This window comes from Rhodococcus gordoniae (genome assembly GCF_001646655.1).
Taxonomy (GTDB): Bacteria; Actinomycetota; Actinomycetes; order Mycobacteriales; family Mycobacteriaceae; genus Rhodococcus; species Rhodococcus gordoniae.
On record NZ_LPZN01000044.1, the window covers coordinates 53,746 to 70,301 of the forward strand.

Sequence of the window (16,556 nt, forward strand, 5' to 3'; positions counted from 1 at the left end):
GGAGAAAGAGCAGGCCGGCGCCGACAGTCCCCCGAAGACCGCCGGCACCGGTCGGGAAGGTGGAGTCCGCGAGGGGACGGACTCCCCCGGAGATTCCCGAGACGCACCGTTGCGCTCAGCACGAGTCGACGAGAACCCTGCGTCGGAGCCGGAGCATCCTGCCGTCAAAAACATACCTTAAGATTTTTTATAGCACAATAACCAACTTTCAGAACGGTTCCCGGCATCGCCGTGCCATGGACCTTCTTGCCCCTACCCCACCTTCCGGACTCCAGGGCAGCCGGATCCTGCCGGCACGGAGCATCCCCACGAGTCGATCCGGGGTCGCGGGCCGACTCAGCAAAAATCCTTGAGCGCGCACACAACCCAGATCCAGAAGTTCTCTCACCGCTCCTGTCGACTCGACTCCTTCCGCAACGACTCGAAGTCCGAACGACGAGGCCAGACCCACTATCGAATCGACGATGACCCGATCTTCCTCGCTGTGATCGAGATTCTGCACGAAGCCCCGGTCGATCTTCAGAGTGTCCACGGGGAGGGACTTCAGATGCCCCAGCGAACTGTATCCCGTACCGAAATCGTCGATCGCGACTCGGACTCCGAGCCTCTCGAGCCGTCGCAGGGTGTCCCTCGTCCGTTGGAGGTCACCGACAACGACGTTCTCGGTGATCTCCAAGCACAACTCCGAACCTTCCAGATCGTAGCGTCGAAGGACGGACTTCACCGTCGCATCGAAATCCAGCGACACCAATTGGACCGGTGAAACGTTGACGCTCATGGTGATTCGCAGTCCCGGAATCTCACGTTTCCATCCCGCCAGTTGCGCGCATGCACGCGTGATGACCCATTCGCCGAGTTCGCCGGCAAGATTCGTGGATTCGGCGACCTCGACGAACTCTCCCGGCTGGAGAAGCCCCAGCGGCGAGTGGTTCCACCTCACCAAAGCTTCGACGCCGAGAATCATGCCCGTACGGAGGTCGATCTCCGGCTGATACTCCAAGGTCAGGTGATCATCGTCGATCGATGTCCGCAGGTTCATCTCGATGATGGTGCGCCGGTCCCCTTTCTCGTTCATGTCGTCGGTGAACACGCCGACACCGTTGCCCCCCTGGCGCTTGACCACCATCATCGCCTGGTCGGCACGGCTGAGCAGGGTCGCCGAACCTACCTGCCCCGGAGTTCCGAGTGCCACGCCGACACTGACACCTCGGCCGACGGTCTGACCGCCGAGCGCGACGGATGCCCCCACCACCTCCTGCAGCACTTCCGCCCGTTTCGTCGCCTCCGCCGGCGACGAAGGACCGGACAGTACGACCACGAACTCGTCGCCACCGAGCCTGGCGACGAGATCGTCGGACTCACTTCCCTCGGAGAGGCGATCGGCGATACGGCAGAGATACGAATCGGCGGCCTTGTGCCCGAGGAAATCGTTCAACGCCTTGAGCCTGTCGAGGTCGAGGAACAACACTCCCACGGGACCGGGAGCGCCGTCCTCCAGCCGTTTGTCGAGATACTCGAACAATGCGCGCCGGCTCGCCAGGCCGGTGAGCGAGTCATGGTAGGCCGCCCGCCGGAGATCCTCCTCTGCACGGATGCGTGCCTGTACCTGAGCGAGCAGCGCCGCGATGAGCGTCAGGGCGTTGACCTCTTCCTCGCTCCACGGCCGCGTCGTCTGTTTCACCAGCCCCAATGTGCCTGTCGTGATCCGGCCGGACACGAGCGGGACCGCCGCCAACGACACACCGGACATCCCGGAGGCGGCGAACACCCGGTCGGCATAACCCTGCGTGTCCTTCCCCGCCTGCAGACCGTTCGTATCGTTCCCCTCGGTCAACAACGGTTCCTTCATGTCCTGGGCTGCGGCCATGACGGGGTCTGCACTGTGGAAGTAGACCACTCCCAAAGGATCCGGATCCGGTACGTGTTCGCGGGGTGGCCACTCCGCCACCAGAATCGTCGCGCCGATGTCATGGTCGTTGTAGCGAAGGAAGCACGTATCGACGCCGAGGAACTCGACCAGATCGCGCAGCACGAGACGGACGACCCGGTCGTGGGATGCAGCATCTGCGGGCATGAGCCGCGCCGCAATCCGGGTGACCAGACTTTCGAGGGTCCTCTTGCCATCGGGCATGATGTCTCCGTCGTCGGGTCACCGCAGGAGAAGTCCGTCGGCGCGCAGGACACGATCGGCGCGACGCCTGCTACGGACCGGGCCCGCAGTCGTCCGACCGATACGCAACAAGAGGGCGATCCCATCGTCCTCGTCCACCTGCAGCATATCGGCGAAGTTCCGCTGCAACACCTGTAGAACGTCGGAATGGTCACGGCTCAATCGCTCGAAGTCGGCTCGCGTATCGGCATACAGGAAGATCGGAGATACGGGCTGAACGGCCAAGCCGACCGCCTGGGCCGCGATCCACACACTCTCGACGGTCGCACCGGCACGGATGTAGTCCGCCCCCGAGCGCCTGTCGGTGAACACTGCGACGAGTCCCGCGCTTCCCAGCACTCGGTCGCGGGTCATCTTCCCGAGACCACCCCCGAGCCCCCACTCGCCGAGCCGGTCGAGAGCATCGTGCCGCAGTACGACCTCGAGCATGGCCGACTCCGCCGTGTCGAGCCCGAGAGAGACCACCTCGATTCCGCTTTCCGGGTGGGAGTCGCCCGGCCATCGCAGTTCGCCGATCATCTCGGTCCGGAGCGGCCTGTCCAGATACCGCACGCGGTCCGACTCCGACAAGATCTCTGCGATCGCGGCGAGATCGTTGCTGCCTGTGAGGATCCGGATGCGTCCGTCGACGAGATCGGCGGCTGCGTGCATCGCTTCGAGCTCGCCGTGCGTGATCGTGTGATCATCACTGGGGAATCTGTTGGTGGCGCGGGCGAGCATCGGTCCGTAGAACGCCGCGAATTCGTGATCCGAACCGGTTCCCAGCTCCAGCCGGGCGAGCGGAATGCCCGGCCGAGCTTCGTCAGGACCATCGACCACCGTATGCGGACCCAGAATCCCGTGGGCGGCTGCGGCCACTCGAGCATTGTGGAGGGCGGCTCCGAGCGCAACGCAACTGCCTCGGCGATACAGATCCATCAGTACCGGTTCGGGTTCGGTGGCGAGCGCGAAGGTCAGCCGTGTCGGTTCGACGACGATCGTCCACGGCTGCGAATTTCCTCCGGACGGTGCCCGGGTCGCGGCGTCGACGACGGCAGCGACCGAGTCCGACCAGGTGTTCTCGTTCGGCTGTGTTGTCTCCGGCTCCGTTGGGACCGGAAACTGTGGCTCGGGCACAGTGAGACGAAGGTCGAGGTCGACTCGGCACCGACCGGAAGCGACGGAACCGCCGAGGACGATCCCGCGCACCGCAGTCGCGACAGTGACGCCACCGAGGCCGACGTCTGCACCGAGTTGCGGCCACGCTTCCAGCGATTCCCCTACCTCGAGAAGTGAGGCTGCAAGCCGTTCGGAGATCTGCTTCGCGTCGAGCAATCTCAGTACGTACGGGACTTTGTCCCGATTCGACAGCGTTCTCAACGTCTCCGGATCGAGGTCGCCGAGCAACCCGTGAAACGGTTGCTGTTCGCCATCGAGATCGAACCGCTCGACGTCGAGCAGCCCACGATCGCTGGTGTGCATCACGACGGGAACTCGTCGTCGTGCCGCGCACGTCCGGATCGACAACTTCACATCGAACGAATCGCACTCGTCGATCACCAGGTCGAGTCCTTCGAAGAAGTCCTCGACCGACTCGGGCGTCACCCCCTCCGTCCACACCTCGACCGGCAGGTAGGGGTCCAGCTCTGCGATGCGCCGCGCGGCGATCACAGCCTTGTTCACCCCGAGGTCCAGGACCGAGGCGGGAATCCTGTTCAGGTTGGACAGTTCCAGGATGTCGTGGTCGGCGAGCCGCAGTACACCGCAGGCACCTTCCAACGCCAAGGTGTACGCCACCGTGTGCCCTACACTCAGTCCGACCACCCCGACGGCGGCGGATCGGAGACGTGCCTGTTCCTCCGCCGTGATCTTGTTGCGGTTACGGTCGAGCCGGAGACGGTCGAAACCGGCAGGACCGAGGACCCGGACCGCTACCTCGCGCCAGGGGTAGTAGGCCCACCGAGCGGCTTCGTCGTGGATATATTCGCCTGGCGCGCCGTCGTTGTCGACGCCGGACCCGAGCGCCGCCAGACCCGCGAGCTGTTCGTCGAGTCGATCCTCCAGGGTGATTCCCCGGCCCTGCAGTCGTTCGAACTCGACCATGTCCTCGTCGCAATCCTCCGCCAGGAGAACTGCCTCGAAACGCGGTTCGCGGACGTTCACGGCACCCCCCCGTTCGATTCTCTCCGATCGTCGATCCTCCGATGCGACCGTGAGAGGTTCCACCACCCCGGGATCGTGCGGGAAGACAGGAGTTTCTCGATTTCTCTGCTCCTTCTGGACGCATCGCAACACGCGAGATCCCACAACAACATCCGTGTGCGATAACGGTCATCCGGATACGGAGTGGGAGGAACGTCATCCACGACGCAAGCCTCCGCACGCCGCCACATCCCCAACGCGTTGTCCGCAGCTGTCCCGAGGAGGAACCTGGCGCCGAGCAGTTCCATGAAGTAGGTCGCCGTGCGCGCCACTCCCGCACTCAGTTCGTGACGCCGCGGAACGTCGTCGGCCACCCAACCCGTCTTGGCCTCGACGAGACCATGGGGAATACAAGGCTCGAGGATGCGGGCGATCTCCGCCCGGGCGGCCGGATCCGTCCATTCGACGAACGGATGCGACTCGGTCACGCTCGTATACGGACCGAGAGCGCGTGATCCGCCGTGCACGGTGCCGTCGACAGCGACCGCAACGAAGAACAACGCTGTCGACGTTCCGTCGCGGATCAGGTCGTGTTCGAGAGCGACTTCGACGTCGAAACGCCGGTAGGCGTCATATGCACCATCGAGGAACTGCGACCACAAACCCGGTTCACTCTCCGGTGAGGCGGCGACGAAGTGATATCCCGAGTCTTCGTCCCAGAAATGGAGCGTGTGGTGCGCGAACAACGGTTGGGGATCCACGACGACCTTTCCCCCCGGCGTCCCACCGAGCGCCCCCGACACGGATGCGCGCTCGGTGGCCGGGCGTTCTCAGAACACCGAGATGTACAACTCGGGTTCGCCCCGCTCCGGTATGTAGGCCACTTCCTGGTCGTATGTGCGTGAGATGGCGCCTTCTTTCTCCGCCATCTCCACTTGGCGCCAGAGATCCTTGTAGGGATCCGGCGACGGACCGTCGGGCACGAAGCGGGCGGCGTACCGCTCTCCGAGCCGGACCATCGAATCTCCGATCACAAGATCGTCCGGATCATCCAGGCGATACCCGAAGACCGCGGACCACCCTGCCCGCGGATGGCAGACGAATACGGCGACGAGGTCGCGGATCTTCCGGGAACGCAACCGTTCCAGCGTGAAATCGGTCAAACTGCCCGATTCCCCGAAGACACCCGGTTCGGCGCCTGGGACCACCAGCCCACCCATGAGGCAGGGCCCCACCTTCACGACGGTGAAAGTCATCACTCCTCCCCGCGTCCCGGAACGACGATCGCGACGTACAGGTCGATTCCGAATGCGTGGGGATAGGACTCGAAATCCCCGGTGAAGGCTCGGATGATCCTCCCCTCCGCTTCGGCATCCCATATCTGCCGCCACAGGTCGTCGAAGATATCGGTGAAGCGGCTCCCCACCACCGAGAACTTCGCATAGGTGCCGGCAGGGACACGGGAGATGACGTAGCCGGGGGGTACGTCATCGATCGACTCGCAGCAGAACCCTACTGTCTGTGTGTAGTAGGACCCTATGTCCTCCGCGTGATCGGTGTACGCGGTCGCGAACGGTCCGGACGTGTCTCCGTTGAGCACAGCCGACCACGCGATTTCGAGGTGTGGATCACGAAGTTTGCCGAGGGCTCGCCGCGGACTTCGAACGGGCACACCGGCCACCAGAGTTTCGCGACGTTCCACGATTTGAAACGACATCGGGCAGAACCTCCAAACGCGACTACATCGTCCCCCCCTGCTTCGCGTGCACTGCCCGACACCGGCACATCGAATGGGACGAGTACGAGCCTAAGGGGTGAAACGGATGGTTTCAAAGGTTCTGCAAAACCAACATAAGGTCTTTTTTTAGCTTGTTTCCCTTCTCCAGGTATGGTTTATTTGGGGCATCGATTTCGGGGCTCGAGATCGGACACGCTCTTCCCACCGAGGGGGCACCTGCATGAAGTGCCGTCTGTGCAGTTCGGACCGCCTGACCAGCATCCTGGACCTCGGAGCCACTCCCCCGTGTGAACGATTCCTCACGGCCGAGCAGCTCGACCTCCCGGAATGCACATATCCACTCCACCTGCGCCTGTGTGAGGACTGCCTGCTGCTGCAGATACCCGCGTTGATCACGCCGGAGGACACCTTCACCGAGTACGCCTACTTCTCCTCGTTCTCGCAGTCGTGGGTCGATCACGCTCGAAGCTTCGTGCACGACGCACTGGGAAGCGGACGGCTCCGGCCCGACTCGACCCTCGTCGAGGTCGCGAGCAACGACGGTTACCTCCTCCGTCACGCGGTGGACGCCGGCATCCGGTGCCTGGGCATCGAACCGTCGGTCAATGTCGGGGAGGCCGCCAGGGCAGCCGGCGTGCCGACCCACACCGGTTTCCTCGATATCGAACTGGCCGAACATATTCGGACGGAACACGGCCCGGCGGATCTCGTCGTCGCGAACAATGTCTACGCTCACGTACCCGACCTCGTCGGATTCACGCGTGCGCTGCGCCTGCTCATGGCCGAGGACGGCTGGCTCAGCGTCGAGGTCCACCACGCCCTGAACCTGGTGGCACTCGGGCAGTTCGACACGATCTATCACGAGCACTTCCAGTACTACACGGTGCTGTCTGCCGCGCGAGCGCTGGCGTCCGGGGGCCTCCGGATCGTCGACGTGGAACTGCTCGACACCCACGGGGGTTCGATCCGTGTGTGGGCGCGGCCCGAACGGGCAGCACAGGACCCGAGTCCGCGCGTCGCCGAGATTCTCGAGATCGAAAGGCGCGCAGGGCTACACGATCCCACCGGATATTTCCGGCTCGAACCGCTCGCACGCACCTCACGCCTCGATCTGCTGCGCTTCCTCCTCCAGTGCCGGAACGAAGGCTTCTCGGTCGTCGGCTACGGAGCACCCGGCAAGGGCAACACGCTGCTCAACTACTGTGGCATCCGACCGGATCTCTTGTCCTATACCGTCGATCGGAATCCGTACAAGCACGGACGTTTCACGCCGGGGACGCGGATCCCGATCGAGCCCGTCGAGCGGATCGCCCAGGACCGGCCGGACGTCGTCCTCGCGTTGCCCTGGAACCTCGAGCCCGAACTGACCCGCCAGCTCGCGTATATCGCGGAGTGGAAGGGACGCCTCGTCCTGCCACTCCCCACCATTCACACGACCATCGGCGAACCCGAACTGTCCTGGAGGACAACATCATGAAGGTTGTACTGTTCTGCGGTGGCTACGGCATGCGCATGCGTAACGATCGGAACGACCAGATTCCCAAGCCCATGCAGATGGTAGGCCCCCGGCCGATCCTGTGGCATATCATGCGGTACTACGCGCACTTCGGTCACAAGGAGTTCATCCTGTGCCTGGGGTACGGAGCGTCCGAGATCAAGAATTTCTTCCTCGACTACCACGAGGAGCAATCGAACGATTTCATCCTCCACGACAACACCGTCGACTGCCTCAGCACCGACATCAGCGACTGGCGGATCACTTTCGTCGACACCGGACTCGAGTCGGCGATCGGTGAACGTCTCCGCCGTGTCCGCCGGCACCTCGAGGGAGACGAGTACTTCCTCGCCAACTACGCGGACGTCCTCACCGACGCCCCGCTCGACGAGATGATCGATCGTTACCATCGGTCGGGCGCTACGGCCTCGATGTTGGTCGTACCTCCGCAGTCGTCGTTCCATTGCGTCGACGTAGCGGAGAACGGCGAGATCAAGGAAATCGTTCCTGTGAGCAGGTTCCCCATCTGGGAGAACGGCGGGTACTTCGTCCTGAGCCAGGCGATCTTCGATCTCCTTCCCCCCGGCGGCGATCTGGTGGCCGACGTCTGCGGCGCACTCGCCGGCCAGGGCCGGTTGTACGGCTATCGGCACAGTGGGTTCTGGAAACCGGCGGACACGTTCAAGGAGCGTGCGGAACTGGACGACAACTACGCTCGTGGCATCCACCCCTGGACCGTATGGGAGTCGGCCCGCCCGGCGGTGACCCCGTGATCGAGTTGCACACGGGCGACATCCGGGAGATTGCGGTCCTGGGGGCGCACTGTGACGACATCGCGATCGGCCTCGGGGGCACGCTGCTGACCCTCGCCGCCCAGGCACCCGGTTCCGTGCGCGTTCACGCGTTCGTGCTCTCCGGCGAGGATTCGGCACGCGAGATCGAGGAGCGGCACGCGCTGAAGGCGCTCTGTCCCGGAGCCGAGCTCGAGATCACCGTCCTCGACATCCCCGACGGTCGCGCACCCGGCTACTGGGAGGCGATCAAGTTCGCCCTCGAGGCCTTCCGGCACACGTGCACGCCGGACGTGGTTTTCGCACCGCACCGAGGGGACGCCCACCAGGATCATCGACTGCTTGCCGAGTTGGTTCCCACCGTATTCCGCGACCATCTCATTCTCGGTTACGAAATCATCAAGTGGGAGAACGACACTCCTCGGCCCGCGATCTACCATGCGCTCCCCCGCAAGGTCGCGGAAGAGAAAACACGAATCCTGCTCAAGTACTACCCGTCCCAGATCGAGCACGACTGGTTCGACGAACAGGCGTTCCTCGGCCTGTCCCGGCTTCGCGGCGTGCAGTGCCGGCGCCCACACGCCGAGGCGTTCGTGCTGGAGAAGGCCGTCGTCCATTTCGGAAAGGCGTGACATGCGCGTACTCGTCACCGGCCATCAGGGCTACCTCGGATCGGTCATGGTTCCTGTGCTCCGCTCGTACGGCCACCACGTGACCGGGCTGGACTCCGGCCTGTTCGCCGATTGCCTCCTCGGCCCCGCTCCCGACGATCCACCCACCTTGCGCCTCGACCTGCGCGACGTCGACGTCTCTCAGCTCGCGGGTTTCGACGCGGTAATCCATCTCGCGGCGCTGTCGAACGATCCGCTCGGCTTCCTCGAACCGCGAATCACCTACGAAATCAACCATCAGGCCTCCGTTCGGCTTGCTCGGTGTGCCAAGGCAGCAGGCGTACGCCGGTTCCTCTATGCCTCGACGTGTTCGGTCTACGGTTCGGCCGGCGACGAACTTGTCGACGAGAGCGCCCCTTTGCGCCCTGTCACTCCGTATGCGGAGAGCAAAGTGCGCGTCGAAGACGACGTCGCTGCCTTGGCCGACTCCGGTTTCTCCCCTGTATTCCTGCGCAATGCGACAGCATTCGGGTACTCACCGCGCCTTCGCGCCGACATCGTCCTGAACAACCTTGTCGGATCGGCGTTTCTCACCGGCGAGGTCCGCGTCCTGTCGGACGGAACGCCATGGCGTCCCCTCGTGCACGCACAGGACATCGCTGAGGCTTTCGCCCATGCTCTCGTCGCACCCGCCGACCGGGTCCACTGCTCGGCCTTCAACATCGGCAGTGAGGTCAACAACGTCACGGTCGCTCGAATCGCCCAGGCCGTGGCAGAGATCGTTCCCGGCTCCACAGTCACCGTCACCGGCGAGAGCGGCCCGGACCCGCGGTCCTACCGCGTCGACTTCTCCAGGGTTCGCCACGTCTTCGAAGGGTACGAGGCCAGGTGGACGGTACGCGACGGCGCCGCCGAGTTGTACGACGCTTATCGGAGGTACGGCCTGACCGGCGACGCATTCGCTACGCGCTTCACGCGGCTCGCCCGCCTGAATCGACTCCAGGAGATCGGTGAACTGGACTCGACGATGCGCTTCCAGCGGATCGGAGTCCCGGATGCCTGAAGTACTCGCACACGAATCACAGTGCCGCAAGAAGATCACGCCAACTTCCCGCTGCGGCATCGCGTGCGCTGAGCACGGTGAGCGGCAGCGGCCACGCGATCGCGAGATCCGGGTCGTCATAACGCACCGCGATATCCTCCGCGGGATCGTGCTCCCGATCGATGCGATAACACACATCCGCGGTGTCCGTGAGTACTTGGAATCCGTGGAGGAAACCCGGCGGGACGAACAGGTGCGCGAACTCGACGTCATCGAGCCGGAACACCTGCTGACGACCGAACGTGGGCGAATCGCGACGAACGTCGACAAGCACGTCGTGCACGGCTCCGTGAGCACATCGCACCAGTTTCGCCTCCCCACGGCCGGTGCGGCCGTGCATGCCTCGCACCACCCCTCGTACCGATCGCGACTGGGAATCCTGGAGAAGATCGCACGACCGCACGCCGGTCGGCCCGACCTCCGCGTCGAAGAGCCGTGCGTCGAACGTGCGGGTGAACAGACCCCGATCGTCCCGGAAGGGTTCGGGACGGAACACTCGTACGTCGCACAAGTCGGCGGTGTCGGCACGCATCAGTCGATTGTCGCGCATCGTGTCCCCGGACGATGCCCGAATCGCCTGCGCGAGGTACCGACATGACAGCCTGTCGCGGCTGCGGCGGAACGGGCCTCGAGCGAGTTCTCGATCTCGGCGTGATGCCCGCAGCAGACCATTTCCCTCCGGACCGTACCCCTGTCACCGCCGCCGAGACGTCGCACCCGTTGGCAATGGCCATGTGCAGCGACTGTGGCCTCTCCCAGCTCGTCGACGACGACACCGTCCCGGACGAACCGCGCGGTGTCGAGCCGCAGGCATTGCGCGACCAGGCCGCCGGCGCCGTCCGGAAGGTCGCCGATGCCGGTTGGCTCACCGGCGGGACCGTCACCGAGTTCGGTAGTCCGCATGGCGGCACCTGGCTGCCTCTGCTCGCCGATCGGGGCTACGAAATTGTTCCCGCCGGGCAGCGAGCGTCTCTTGCGGTGGACAGCTTCGGGATCATGCACGCCCCGGACCAGAGGGCCGCCTTCCGGCAGCGCGCTGCCGCTCTCACCGCCGACGGCGTTCTGCTGCTTCAGTTCCACACGTTCACAGCGATACTCGCGCACCGGCAGTGGACTGCCCTACGGCACGGTCATTTCGCCTACTACTCGCTGACCACTGCACGGCGCCTGCTCGCCCACGCCGGCCTGCATGTGGCCGACGCGTGGACGTTCGATCTCTACGGTGGCACCGTCCTCGTCGCCGCGACGCCCACCGTGCCCCGGACACTGCCGCTCTCGGTACGACAGATTCTGGCCCACGAGAGGGAGGCCGGCATCACCGACCCCACCGCCGCGCGTGCACTGCAGGATACGGCTGACGGCCAGTCCGTCGCGCTGAGAACATTGCTCACAACGATGAATCGTCGCGGATGCAGCGTGTACGCCTACGGTGCCGCATCCCGAGCAGTCTCATTGTTCGCCCGCGCTCGCCTGAACCGGCGTCTCGTCGCAGGCGTCGCGGACGCGTCTCCCGCAAAGCAAGGACGACGCATGCCGGGTACCGATATTCCGATCATTTCACCGGAACAGCTTCTGCGTCGTCGACCCGATCATGTGCTTCTGACTCTGCCCGACCTGCTGATCGAGGTGCAGGAACACTATCCGGAACTGGAAGGTCGATGGAGCACGCTCGGCGATCTGATGGGGACGAGCACCCTTCCCCCCTCGGGACCTGCACGGATGAGCATCGGATTCGGGAGACCGTCGTGACCACCAACACGCGTCGTGCCCGACAGGTCGCGCCTCTCCGGCCCTCACCGGTCTTCGACGAGGCCACCCTCTCTATTTCCCAGTCGCCTACTCCGACACCACATCCGCGGCGCCATCTCGGCTCACGGATTCGGGCGCACATCACTCTGTCCACACCGATCTCGGATCTCGCCGTCCTTTCGGGGACGCTTGCGCTCACCGGGGCCGACAGGCCACTCCCCACCGCGACGACCCTCGTCCTGCTCATGGCGATGATGGGAGCCTATCGCTCCCACCTGACCCTTTCGGTGCTCGACGATCTGCCCCGGATACTCGCCGCAGTCACCTTGGCCGGGGTGATCACAGCACTCATGTTCCAGCCATATGGTTCGTCTTTCGGAGCCGTCAGGCTGACTGCGCTCGCGTTCACCGCGTCGACGGTGTCCCGAATCGGCGCGTACGCAATGGAACGGCACGTACGACGCAATTCACGACGACGTCGACGGACAGTGATCGTGGGGGGTGGCGACATCGCCGGGATGCTGGCGGAGGAGATAGTCGGCGAACCGGCCTGCGGCCTCGAGTTGGTCGGTCTGCTCGACGACGACCCCAGACCCGACACCGTGCGCCGGGTCGACGTGCCGGTCCTGCCGTTGAGCGGAAGGCTACGGGAGTTTCTCAGCGCCAACAGGATCGAAACAGCCATTCTCGCCTTCTCGTTCACTCGCGACTGCGATATGTTGAAGATCGTCCGCAAGTGCGACCGTCTCGATTGCGAGATATACCTCGTCCCCCGGCTGTGGGAGATCACGGCGGTGAGCGGCGACATGGAACGCATCGGGGCGATGCCCCTCATGCGGGTGCGCCGAGCGGCCCACCGTTCCCTGAGGTGGAAGATCAAGCTGTGGACGAGTCGGGTCTTCAGCGCCGTCATCCTGGTAGCGCTGACACCACTGCTGGTACTCACCGCGGTGGCGGTGTGGTTCTCGGATCGGTCGGCTCCGATACTGTTTCGACAACGGCGAGTGGGCTTGGACGGACGAGAGTTCGACCTGTTGAAGTTCCGCACGCTGAAACCGTTGGACGAGAACGAATCCGCAACGAACTGGTGTATCGCACAGGATGCCCGGCTCGGTCGCCTCGGCAAGATCCTGCGCGCGACGTCGTTCGACGAACTACCACAGCTGTGGAACATCGTCCGCGGTGACATGACTCTTGTCGGACCGAGACCGGAGCGACCGCACTTCGTTCACCAGTTCGGTGAGACTATTCCGAACTATTCTGCGCGACATCGTGTTCCGTCCAGACTGACCGGATGGGCGGCAGTGAACGGGCTACGTGGCGACACCTCGATCGCTGCTCGCGCCCGCTACGACAATTTCTACATAGAGAACTGGGGATTGTGGTTCGACATCAAGATCCTGTTGCGCACCGTGTCCGCGGTGATCACGATGAAGGGGCGATGATGCACACAGCCGGTTCAGCGCACCGTACCGGTCGCCGAGTGGTCAGCCACGCAGCACCGCGAGCAGCCCACGGGACCGTACCGACACACGTTCCAGCGCTGCGCGCGCCAGACGAGCGTCGCCGGCGATCACGTCTCCGAAGGAAACCAAGTCCGGGTAATCCCTTGCGATTCGGTGATGGAAGCGCATCATGTCCGTCAACTTGCTGAACGACGACGTTCGACTGCACAGGTTGAACGTCGAGTCCCGCCATGCAGCCACCCGTTCCGGCATACCGAAGAACATTCCGAATGTCGCAACGCGAGCGAACAGGTCCACGTCCATGGGGAACACCAGGTCACCACGGAAGCCCCCTACCCGGTCGAAGTGCTCACGACGAAATATCGCGGCCGCCGTGGGACCGAAGTCGGCCGGTCCGCGCCGCACGATTGTGCCGATCAGGGCGCGAGGCGTGTGCAGGCCCTCCAGTCCCGGTATACCCAAGCCGCTCTCCCGGATCTCGCCGGCCTCGTCGATGACATCGAATCGGGCCGACGTGAGGGCGATCGTGGGGTCGACCATCACCTTCTCCTGCGCCTCGATCGATCCCGGACGGAGCACATCGTCTGCGCACACGATCTTCACGAGCTCGCCGGTGGACAGGGCGACCGCCTTGTTCCAGTTGTCACCGATCGACAGCACCTCGTCGTTACGGACCACCCGGAGGCGCGGGTCGTCGAAGGAACGTGCGATATCTGCGGTACCGTCCCGGGTCGCATTGTCGAGCACCAGGACGTCGAGGTCGGCATCCTGCTCGAGGATCGAATGCAGAGTCGCCTCGAGCGTCCGGACAGCGTTGTACGCCGGGACACAGATCGAGATCGTGGCGGACATGAGAACCCTCCGTGACGTTCGAGTTCCGTCGCCGGAGGGGTTCCACCACCCGGACGACCGATCGCGGGAAGTACCGACTCGAGCCTGTGTGGGAGAGTACCCGCATTTCGGCAGGGACCGCAGCGCATCCTCACGGGGTCGGCTGCTGGACGAGAACACCGGCACGGAACAGTCGACGACAGCGGTCGGGCCGTGACTTCCCCCGCCTGCGGTCCCGCCGACGCACTCCGTGTCCATATGACCGGATCCGAGTGGTTCACTGCGGCTCCGGGCGGATTGAACCGGTATTTCACCGATCTCTACCGAACCCTGCGCCGGCGTCCGGACGTCGACGTCTCGGCGGCTGCCTTCGGCAACCCCGAACTCGATGGGCACAGCTGGGGACCCATCGGCGGATCCACCCTTCGTCGTGCCTGGACCGCCTTCCGGGACCACACCGTGTTGCCACGGGAGGCGATCATCGATCGCCACTTCGGCCTCTACGGTCGCCCCGCTCGCGGTCGCCAGGGCCGACATCCACTCGTGGTGCATTTTCACGGCCCCTGGGCGGCCGAGAGCCTGATGGCAGGTTCGGGGAGGACAGCCGCATACTCGAAGTACCTGATCGAGCGGATCCGATACGCGGACGCGGACCGATATGTTGTGCTGTCGAAACACTTTCGGGATGTGCTCACGCATTCGTATCGTGTTCCGGAAGAACGCATCCGGATCGTTCCCCCCGGAGTCGATCTCGATCGTTTCCGAACTTCGGAGGTCCCCGCCTCGTCGGGTGCTGTGCTGTGCGTTCGGCGCCTCGAACGGCGAATGGGTGTGCACCTCCTGCTCCGTGCCTGGCCTGACGTTCTTGCTGCGCATCCCGACGCGCGCCTCGTGATCGTCGGCACCGGCAGCGAGGAAGCGGCGCTGCGCGCGCAAGCCGCCGGCTCCGGAGTGGGCAGTTCCGTCACCTTCGAAGGTCACGTCGACGACGTCCGGCTGAGCCGCCTGTACGAAGAGGCGGCGGTGACGGTCGTCCCTTCGGTAGCACTCGAAGGTTTCGGGCTGATCGCGCTCGAATCGCTGGCGGCCGGTCGCGTGCCGGTCGTCACGGACTGTGGCGGACTACCCGACGCAGTGCGGGGACTCGATCCGTCACTGATCGTTCCCGCCGGCGATCCCGAAGCGCTGGCAGACCGGATCGCAACGGCTCTCTCGGGGCGGGCGCCGGGGCGGCAGCAGTGCCGTGCGCACGCAGAGACGTTCTCGTGGGGTACGGCGGCAGAACGACACGTCGCGTTGTACAAGGAGCTGACGTCGTGACCAAGATCCTTTTCGTCACCCACACGGCCGCCCCGTCCGGCGCGGAGATCGCCACGGCCCGACTGGCACTCGCGTTGCGGGATCTCGGTATCGACGTCGCCGTAGCGTACGCGCAGGACGGTCCGATGGCCCAGCGGATGCGCGCGGACGGATTCGACACTCGGATCCTGTCCCGCACGTTCGACAGCAGGAAGATGACGATCACCGACCCCCGCCTCACCCGATTGTTCGCGGGGGCGTTCCGCTTGGTCCGAGTCGGCTGGGATCTCGGTAACGTCGCTACGAACACCGGGGCCACGGTGCTCATCGCCGAGAGCTCCAAGGCCTTGATCATGGGGGCCGTGGCAGCGTGGCGGGCGAAACTCCCCCTCGTCTGGCACGTGCACGACCGGGTCTCCACGGAATACTTCGGACGCGTACTCGCTCCGGTCGTACGCATCCTGGGACGAGTCCTCAGCCGGGGCTACATCGCCAACAGCAGATCCACGATGTCGTCGCTCTTCCCCCGCCGGCGCGCCCTCGTGGCATATCCCGGAGTAGACCTCACACCGGCCACCCCTCATCCCGAGCAACACGATCCGGCGGGGACGATCGTCACGGTTGTCGGACGACTCACGCCGTGGAAGGGTCAGGACGTATTCCTGCGGGCCGCGGCGGATACGACGGTGCGGCCCTCGCGCATCTATCTCGTCGGCGGCACCTTCTTCGGTGAAGAGTCCTACCGCGAGCATCTCGAACGACTTTCCGCAGAGCTCGATCTTCCGGTGACCTTCACGGGCCACGTCGAAGACCCCGAAGAATACATGCGGCGCGCCGATATCCTCGTGCACTGCTCAGTCCTTGCCGAACCGTTCGGTCAGGTCGTCGTGGAGGGCATGCGGGCCGGATGCGCGGTGATCGCTTCTCGGCCGGGCGGCCCTGCCGAGATCGTCGAGTCGGGCGTGAACGGACTGCTCGTGGACGCCGGCAACCGACGCGCACTCACCGCGGCGTTGGACACGCTCATTCGTGACCGCGAACTTCGCTGTCGCCTCGCTGCTGCCGGCAGGCAGCGGGCCGGATGCTTCGACATCACCGAGTCCGCGCGGGCGGTCGCACGTTTCCTGGGTACGGTCGGTGCGCCCTCCCGCGAGGAGGTGAGCACCTCGTGAGCGAAGAACGC

At 64.6% G+C, this 16,556-nt stretch carries 15 protein-coding genes; 8 read left to right on the forward strand and 7 right to left on the reverse strand.

Features of this window, described 5'->3' with window-relative positions; all coding sequences use genetic code 11:
• Positions 1-208 precede the first annotated feature (208 nt).
• The 5 genes from A8G18_RS15880 to A8G18_RS15900 form a co-directional block, all read right to left on the reverse strand.
• A complete protein-coding gene (locus A8G18_RS15880) occupies positions 209-2,131 on the reverse strand; it encodes a putative bifunctional diguanylate cyclase/phosphodiesterase (RefSeq protein WP_064064623.1) in 1,923 nt (640 codons plus the stop codon).
• A gap of 18 nt (positions 2,132-2,149) precedes the next feature.
• Positions 2,150-4,312: an Rv1355c family protein gene (locus tag A8G18_RS15885; RefSeq protein ID WP_064064624.1), complete on the reverse strand. Its 2,163-nt coding sequence runs from the start codon at positions 4,310-4,312 to the stop codon at positions 2,150-2,152.
• Complete coding sequence (locus A8G18_RS15890) at positions 4,309-5,052, reverse strand: hypothetical protein (RefSeq protein ID WP_064064625.1); 744 nt, start codon at positions 5,050-5,052, stop codon at positions 4,309-4,311. The genes A8G18_RS15885 and A8G18_RS15890 overlap by 4 nt, the downstream gene beginning before the upstream one ends.
• 69 nt (positions 5,053-5,121) lie before the next feature.
• Positions 5,122-5,547, reverse strand: coding sequence for a hypothetical protein (locus A8G18_RS15895; RefSeq protein WP_016934842.1), 426 nt, complete (start codon positions 5,545-5,547; stop codon positions 5,122-5,124).
• Positions 5,547-6,008 (reverse strand): GyrI-like domain-containing protein, encoded by a 462-nt coding sequence (locus A8G18_RS15900; protein WP_064064626.1) that lies wholly within the window; start codon positions 6,006-6,008, stop codon positions 5,547-5,549. The genes A8G18_RS15895 and A8G18_RS15900 overlap by 1 nt, the downstream gene beginning before the upstream one ends.
• A gap of 241 nt (positions 6,009-6,249) precedes the next feature.
• Here A8G18_RS15900 and A8G18_RS15905 point away from each other — a divergent pair, with 241 nt between their 5' ends.
• The 4 genes from A8G18_RS15905 to A8G18_RS15920 are packed head-to-tail and all read left to right on the forward strand — an operon-like array spanning position 6,250 to position 9,989.
• On the forward strand, positions 6,250-7,506 hold the full coding sequence (locus tag A8G18_RS15905; RefSeq protein ID WP_064064627.1) for a class I SAM-dependent methyltransferase: 1,257 nt from the start codon (positions 6,250-6,252) through the stop codon (positions 7,504-7,506).
• Positions 7,503-8,297: a glycosyltransferase family protein gene (locus A8G18_RS15910; RefSeq protein ID WP_064064628.1), complete on the forward strand. Its 795-nt coding sequence runs from the start codon at positions 7,503-7,505 to the stop codon at positions 8,295-8,297. The genes A8G18_RS15905 and A8G18_RS15910 overlap by 4 nt, the downstream gene beginning before the upstream one ends.
• The gene (locus tag A8G18_RS15915) at positions 8,264-8,947 is read left to right on the forward strand and encodes a PIG-L deacetylase family protein (RefSeq protein WP_064064712.1); all 684 of its coding nucleotides are present in this window, start codon (positions 8,264-8,266) and stop codon (positions 8,945-8,947) included. Before A8G18_RS15910 ends, A8G18_RS15915 begins: the two co-directional genes overlap by 34 nt.
• Position 8,948: 1 nt before the next feature.
• Positions 8,949-9,989 (forward strand): NAD-dependent epimerase/dehydratase family protein, encoded by a 1,041-nt coding sequence (locus A8G18_RS15920; protein ID WP_064064629.1) that lies wholly within the window; start codon positions 8,949-8,951, stop codon positions 9,987-9,989.
• A gap of 16 nt (positions 9,990-10,005) precedes the next feature.
• On the opposite strand, the gene A8G18_RS15925 is transcribed toward A8G18_RS15920, so the two are convergent.
• Positions 10,006-10,560, reverse strand: coding sequence for a dTDP-4-dehydrorhamnose 3,5-epimerase family protein (locus tag A8G18_RS15925; protein WP_026002887.1), 555 nt, complete (start codon positions 10,558-10,560; stop codon positions 10,006-10,008).
• Positions 10,561-10,622: 62 nt separating this feature from the next.
• Here A8G18_RS15925 and A8G18_RS15930 point away from each other — a divergent pair, with 62 nt between their 5' ends.
• Both A8G18_RS15930 and A8G18_RS15935 read left to right on the forward strand, forming a co-directional pair.
• On the forward strand, positions 10,623-11,777 hold the full coding sequence (locus A8G18_RS15930; protein WP_245207899.1) for a class I SAM-dependent methyltransferase: 1,155 nt from the start codon (positions 10,623-10,625) through the stop codon (positions 11,775-11,777).
• Positions 11,774-13,222, forward strand: coding sequence for an exopolysaccharide biosynthesis polyprenyl glycosylphosphotransferase (locus A8G18_RS15935; RefSeq protein ID WP_064064631.1), 1,449 nt, complete (start codon positions 11,774-11,776; stop codon positions 13,220-13,222). The genes A8G18_RS15930 and A8G18_RS15935 overlap by 4 nt, the downstream gene beginning before the upstream one ends.
• 42 nt (positions 13,223-13,264) lie before the next feature.
• Here A8G18_RS15935 and A8G18_RS15940 read toward each other — a convergent pair whose 3' ends face one another.
• Positions 13,265-14,095: a glycosyltransferase family 2 protein gene (locus A8G18_RS15940; RefSeq protein ID WP_064064632.1), complete on the reverse strand. Its 831-nt coding sequence runs from the start codon at positions 14,093-14,095 to the stop codon at positions 13,265-13,267.
• 237 nt (positions 14,096-14,332) lie between these two features.
• On the opposite strand from A8G18_RS15940, the gene A8G18_RS15945 reads away from it, so the two are divergent.
• Together A8G18_RS15945 and A8G18_RS15950 are read left to right on the forward strand one after the other, a co-directional pair.
• Entirely contained in the window at positions 14,333-15,394 is a 1,062-nt protein-coding gene (locus A8G18_RS15945; protein WP_064064633.1) for a glycosyltransferase family 4 protein, read from the forward strand.
• Positions 15,391-16,545 (forward strand): glycosyltransferase family 4 protein, encoded by a 1,155-nt coding sequence (locus A8G18_RS15950; RefSeq protein WP_064064634.1) that lies wholly within the window; start codon positions 15,391-15,393, stop codon positions 16,543-16,545. The genes A8G18_RS15945 and A8G18_RS15950 overlap by 4 nt, the downstream gene beginning before the upstream one ends.
• Positions 16,546-16,556 lie beyond the last annotated feature (11 nt).

Coding starts and splice junctions, on each gene's coding strand:
- A8G18_RS15945 (WP_064064633.1), top strand. CDS start 14,333: ATGACCGGATCCGAGTGGTTCACTGCGGCTCCGGGCGGATTGAACCGG.
- A8G18_RS15915 (WP_064064712.1), top strand. CDS start 8,264: ATGGGAGTCGGCCCGCCCGGCGGTGACCCCGTGATCGAGTTGCACACG.
- A8G18_RS15895 (WP_016934842.1), bottom strand. CDS start 5,547: ATGACTTTCACCGTCGTGAAGGTGGGGCCCTGCCTCATGGGTGGGCTG.
- A8G18_RS15910 (WP_064064628.1), top strand. CDS start 7,503: ATGAAGGTTGTACTGTTCTGCGGTGGCTACGGCATGCGCATGCGTAAC.
- A8G18_RS15900 (WP_064064626.1), bottom strand. CDS start 6,008: ATGTCGTTTCAAATCGTGGAACGTCGCGAAACTCTGGTGGCCGGTGTG.
- A8G18_RS15930 (WP_245207899.1), top strand. CDS start 10,623: ATGACAGCCTGTCGCGGCTGCGGCGGAACGGGCCTCGAGCGAGTTCTC.
- A8G18_RS15940 (WP_064064632.1), bottom strand. CDS start 14,095: ATGTCCGCCACGATCTCGATCTGTGTCCCGGCGTACAACGCTGTCCGG.
- A8G18_RS15905 (WP_064064627.1), top strand. CDS start 6,250: ATGAAGTGCCGTCTGTGCAGTTCGGACCGCCTGACCAGCATCCTGGAC.
- A8G18_RS15925 (WP_026002887.1), bottom strand. CDS start 10,560: ATGCGTGCCGACACCGCCGACTTGTGCGACGTACGAGTGTTCCGTCCC.
- A8G18_RS15920 (WP_064064629.1), top strand. CDS start 8,949: ATGCGCGTACTCGTCACCGGCCATCAGGGCTACCTCGGATCGGTCATG.
- A8G18_RS15880 (WP_064064623.1), bottom strand. CDS start 2,131: ATGCCCGATGGCAAGAGGACCCTCGAAAGTCTGGTCACCCGGATTGCG.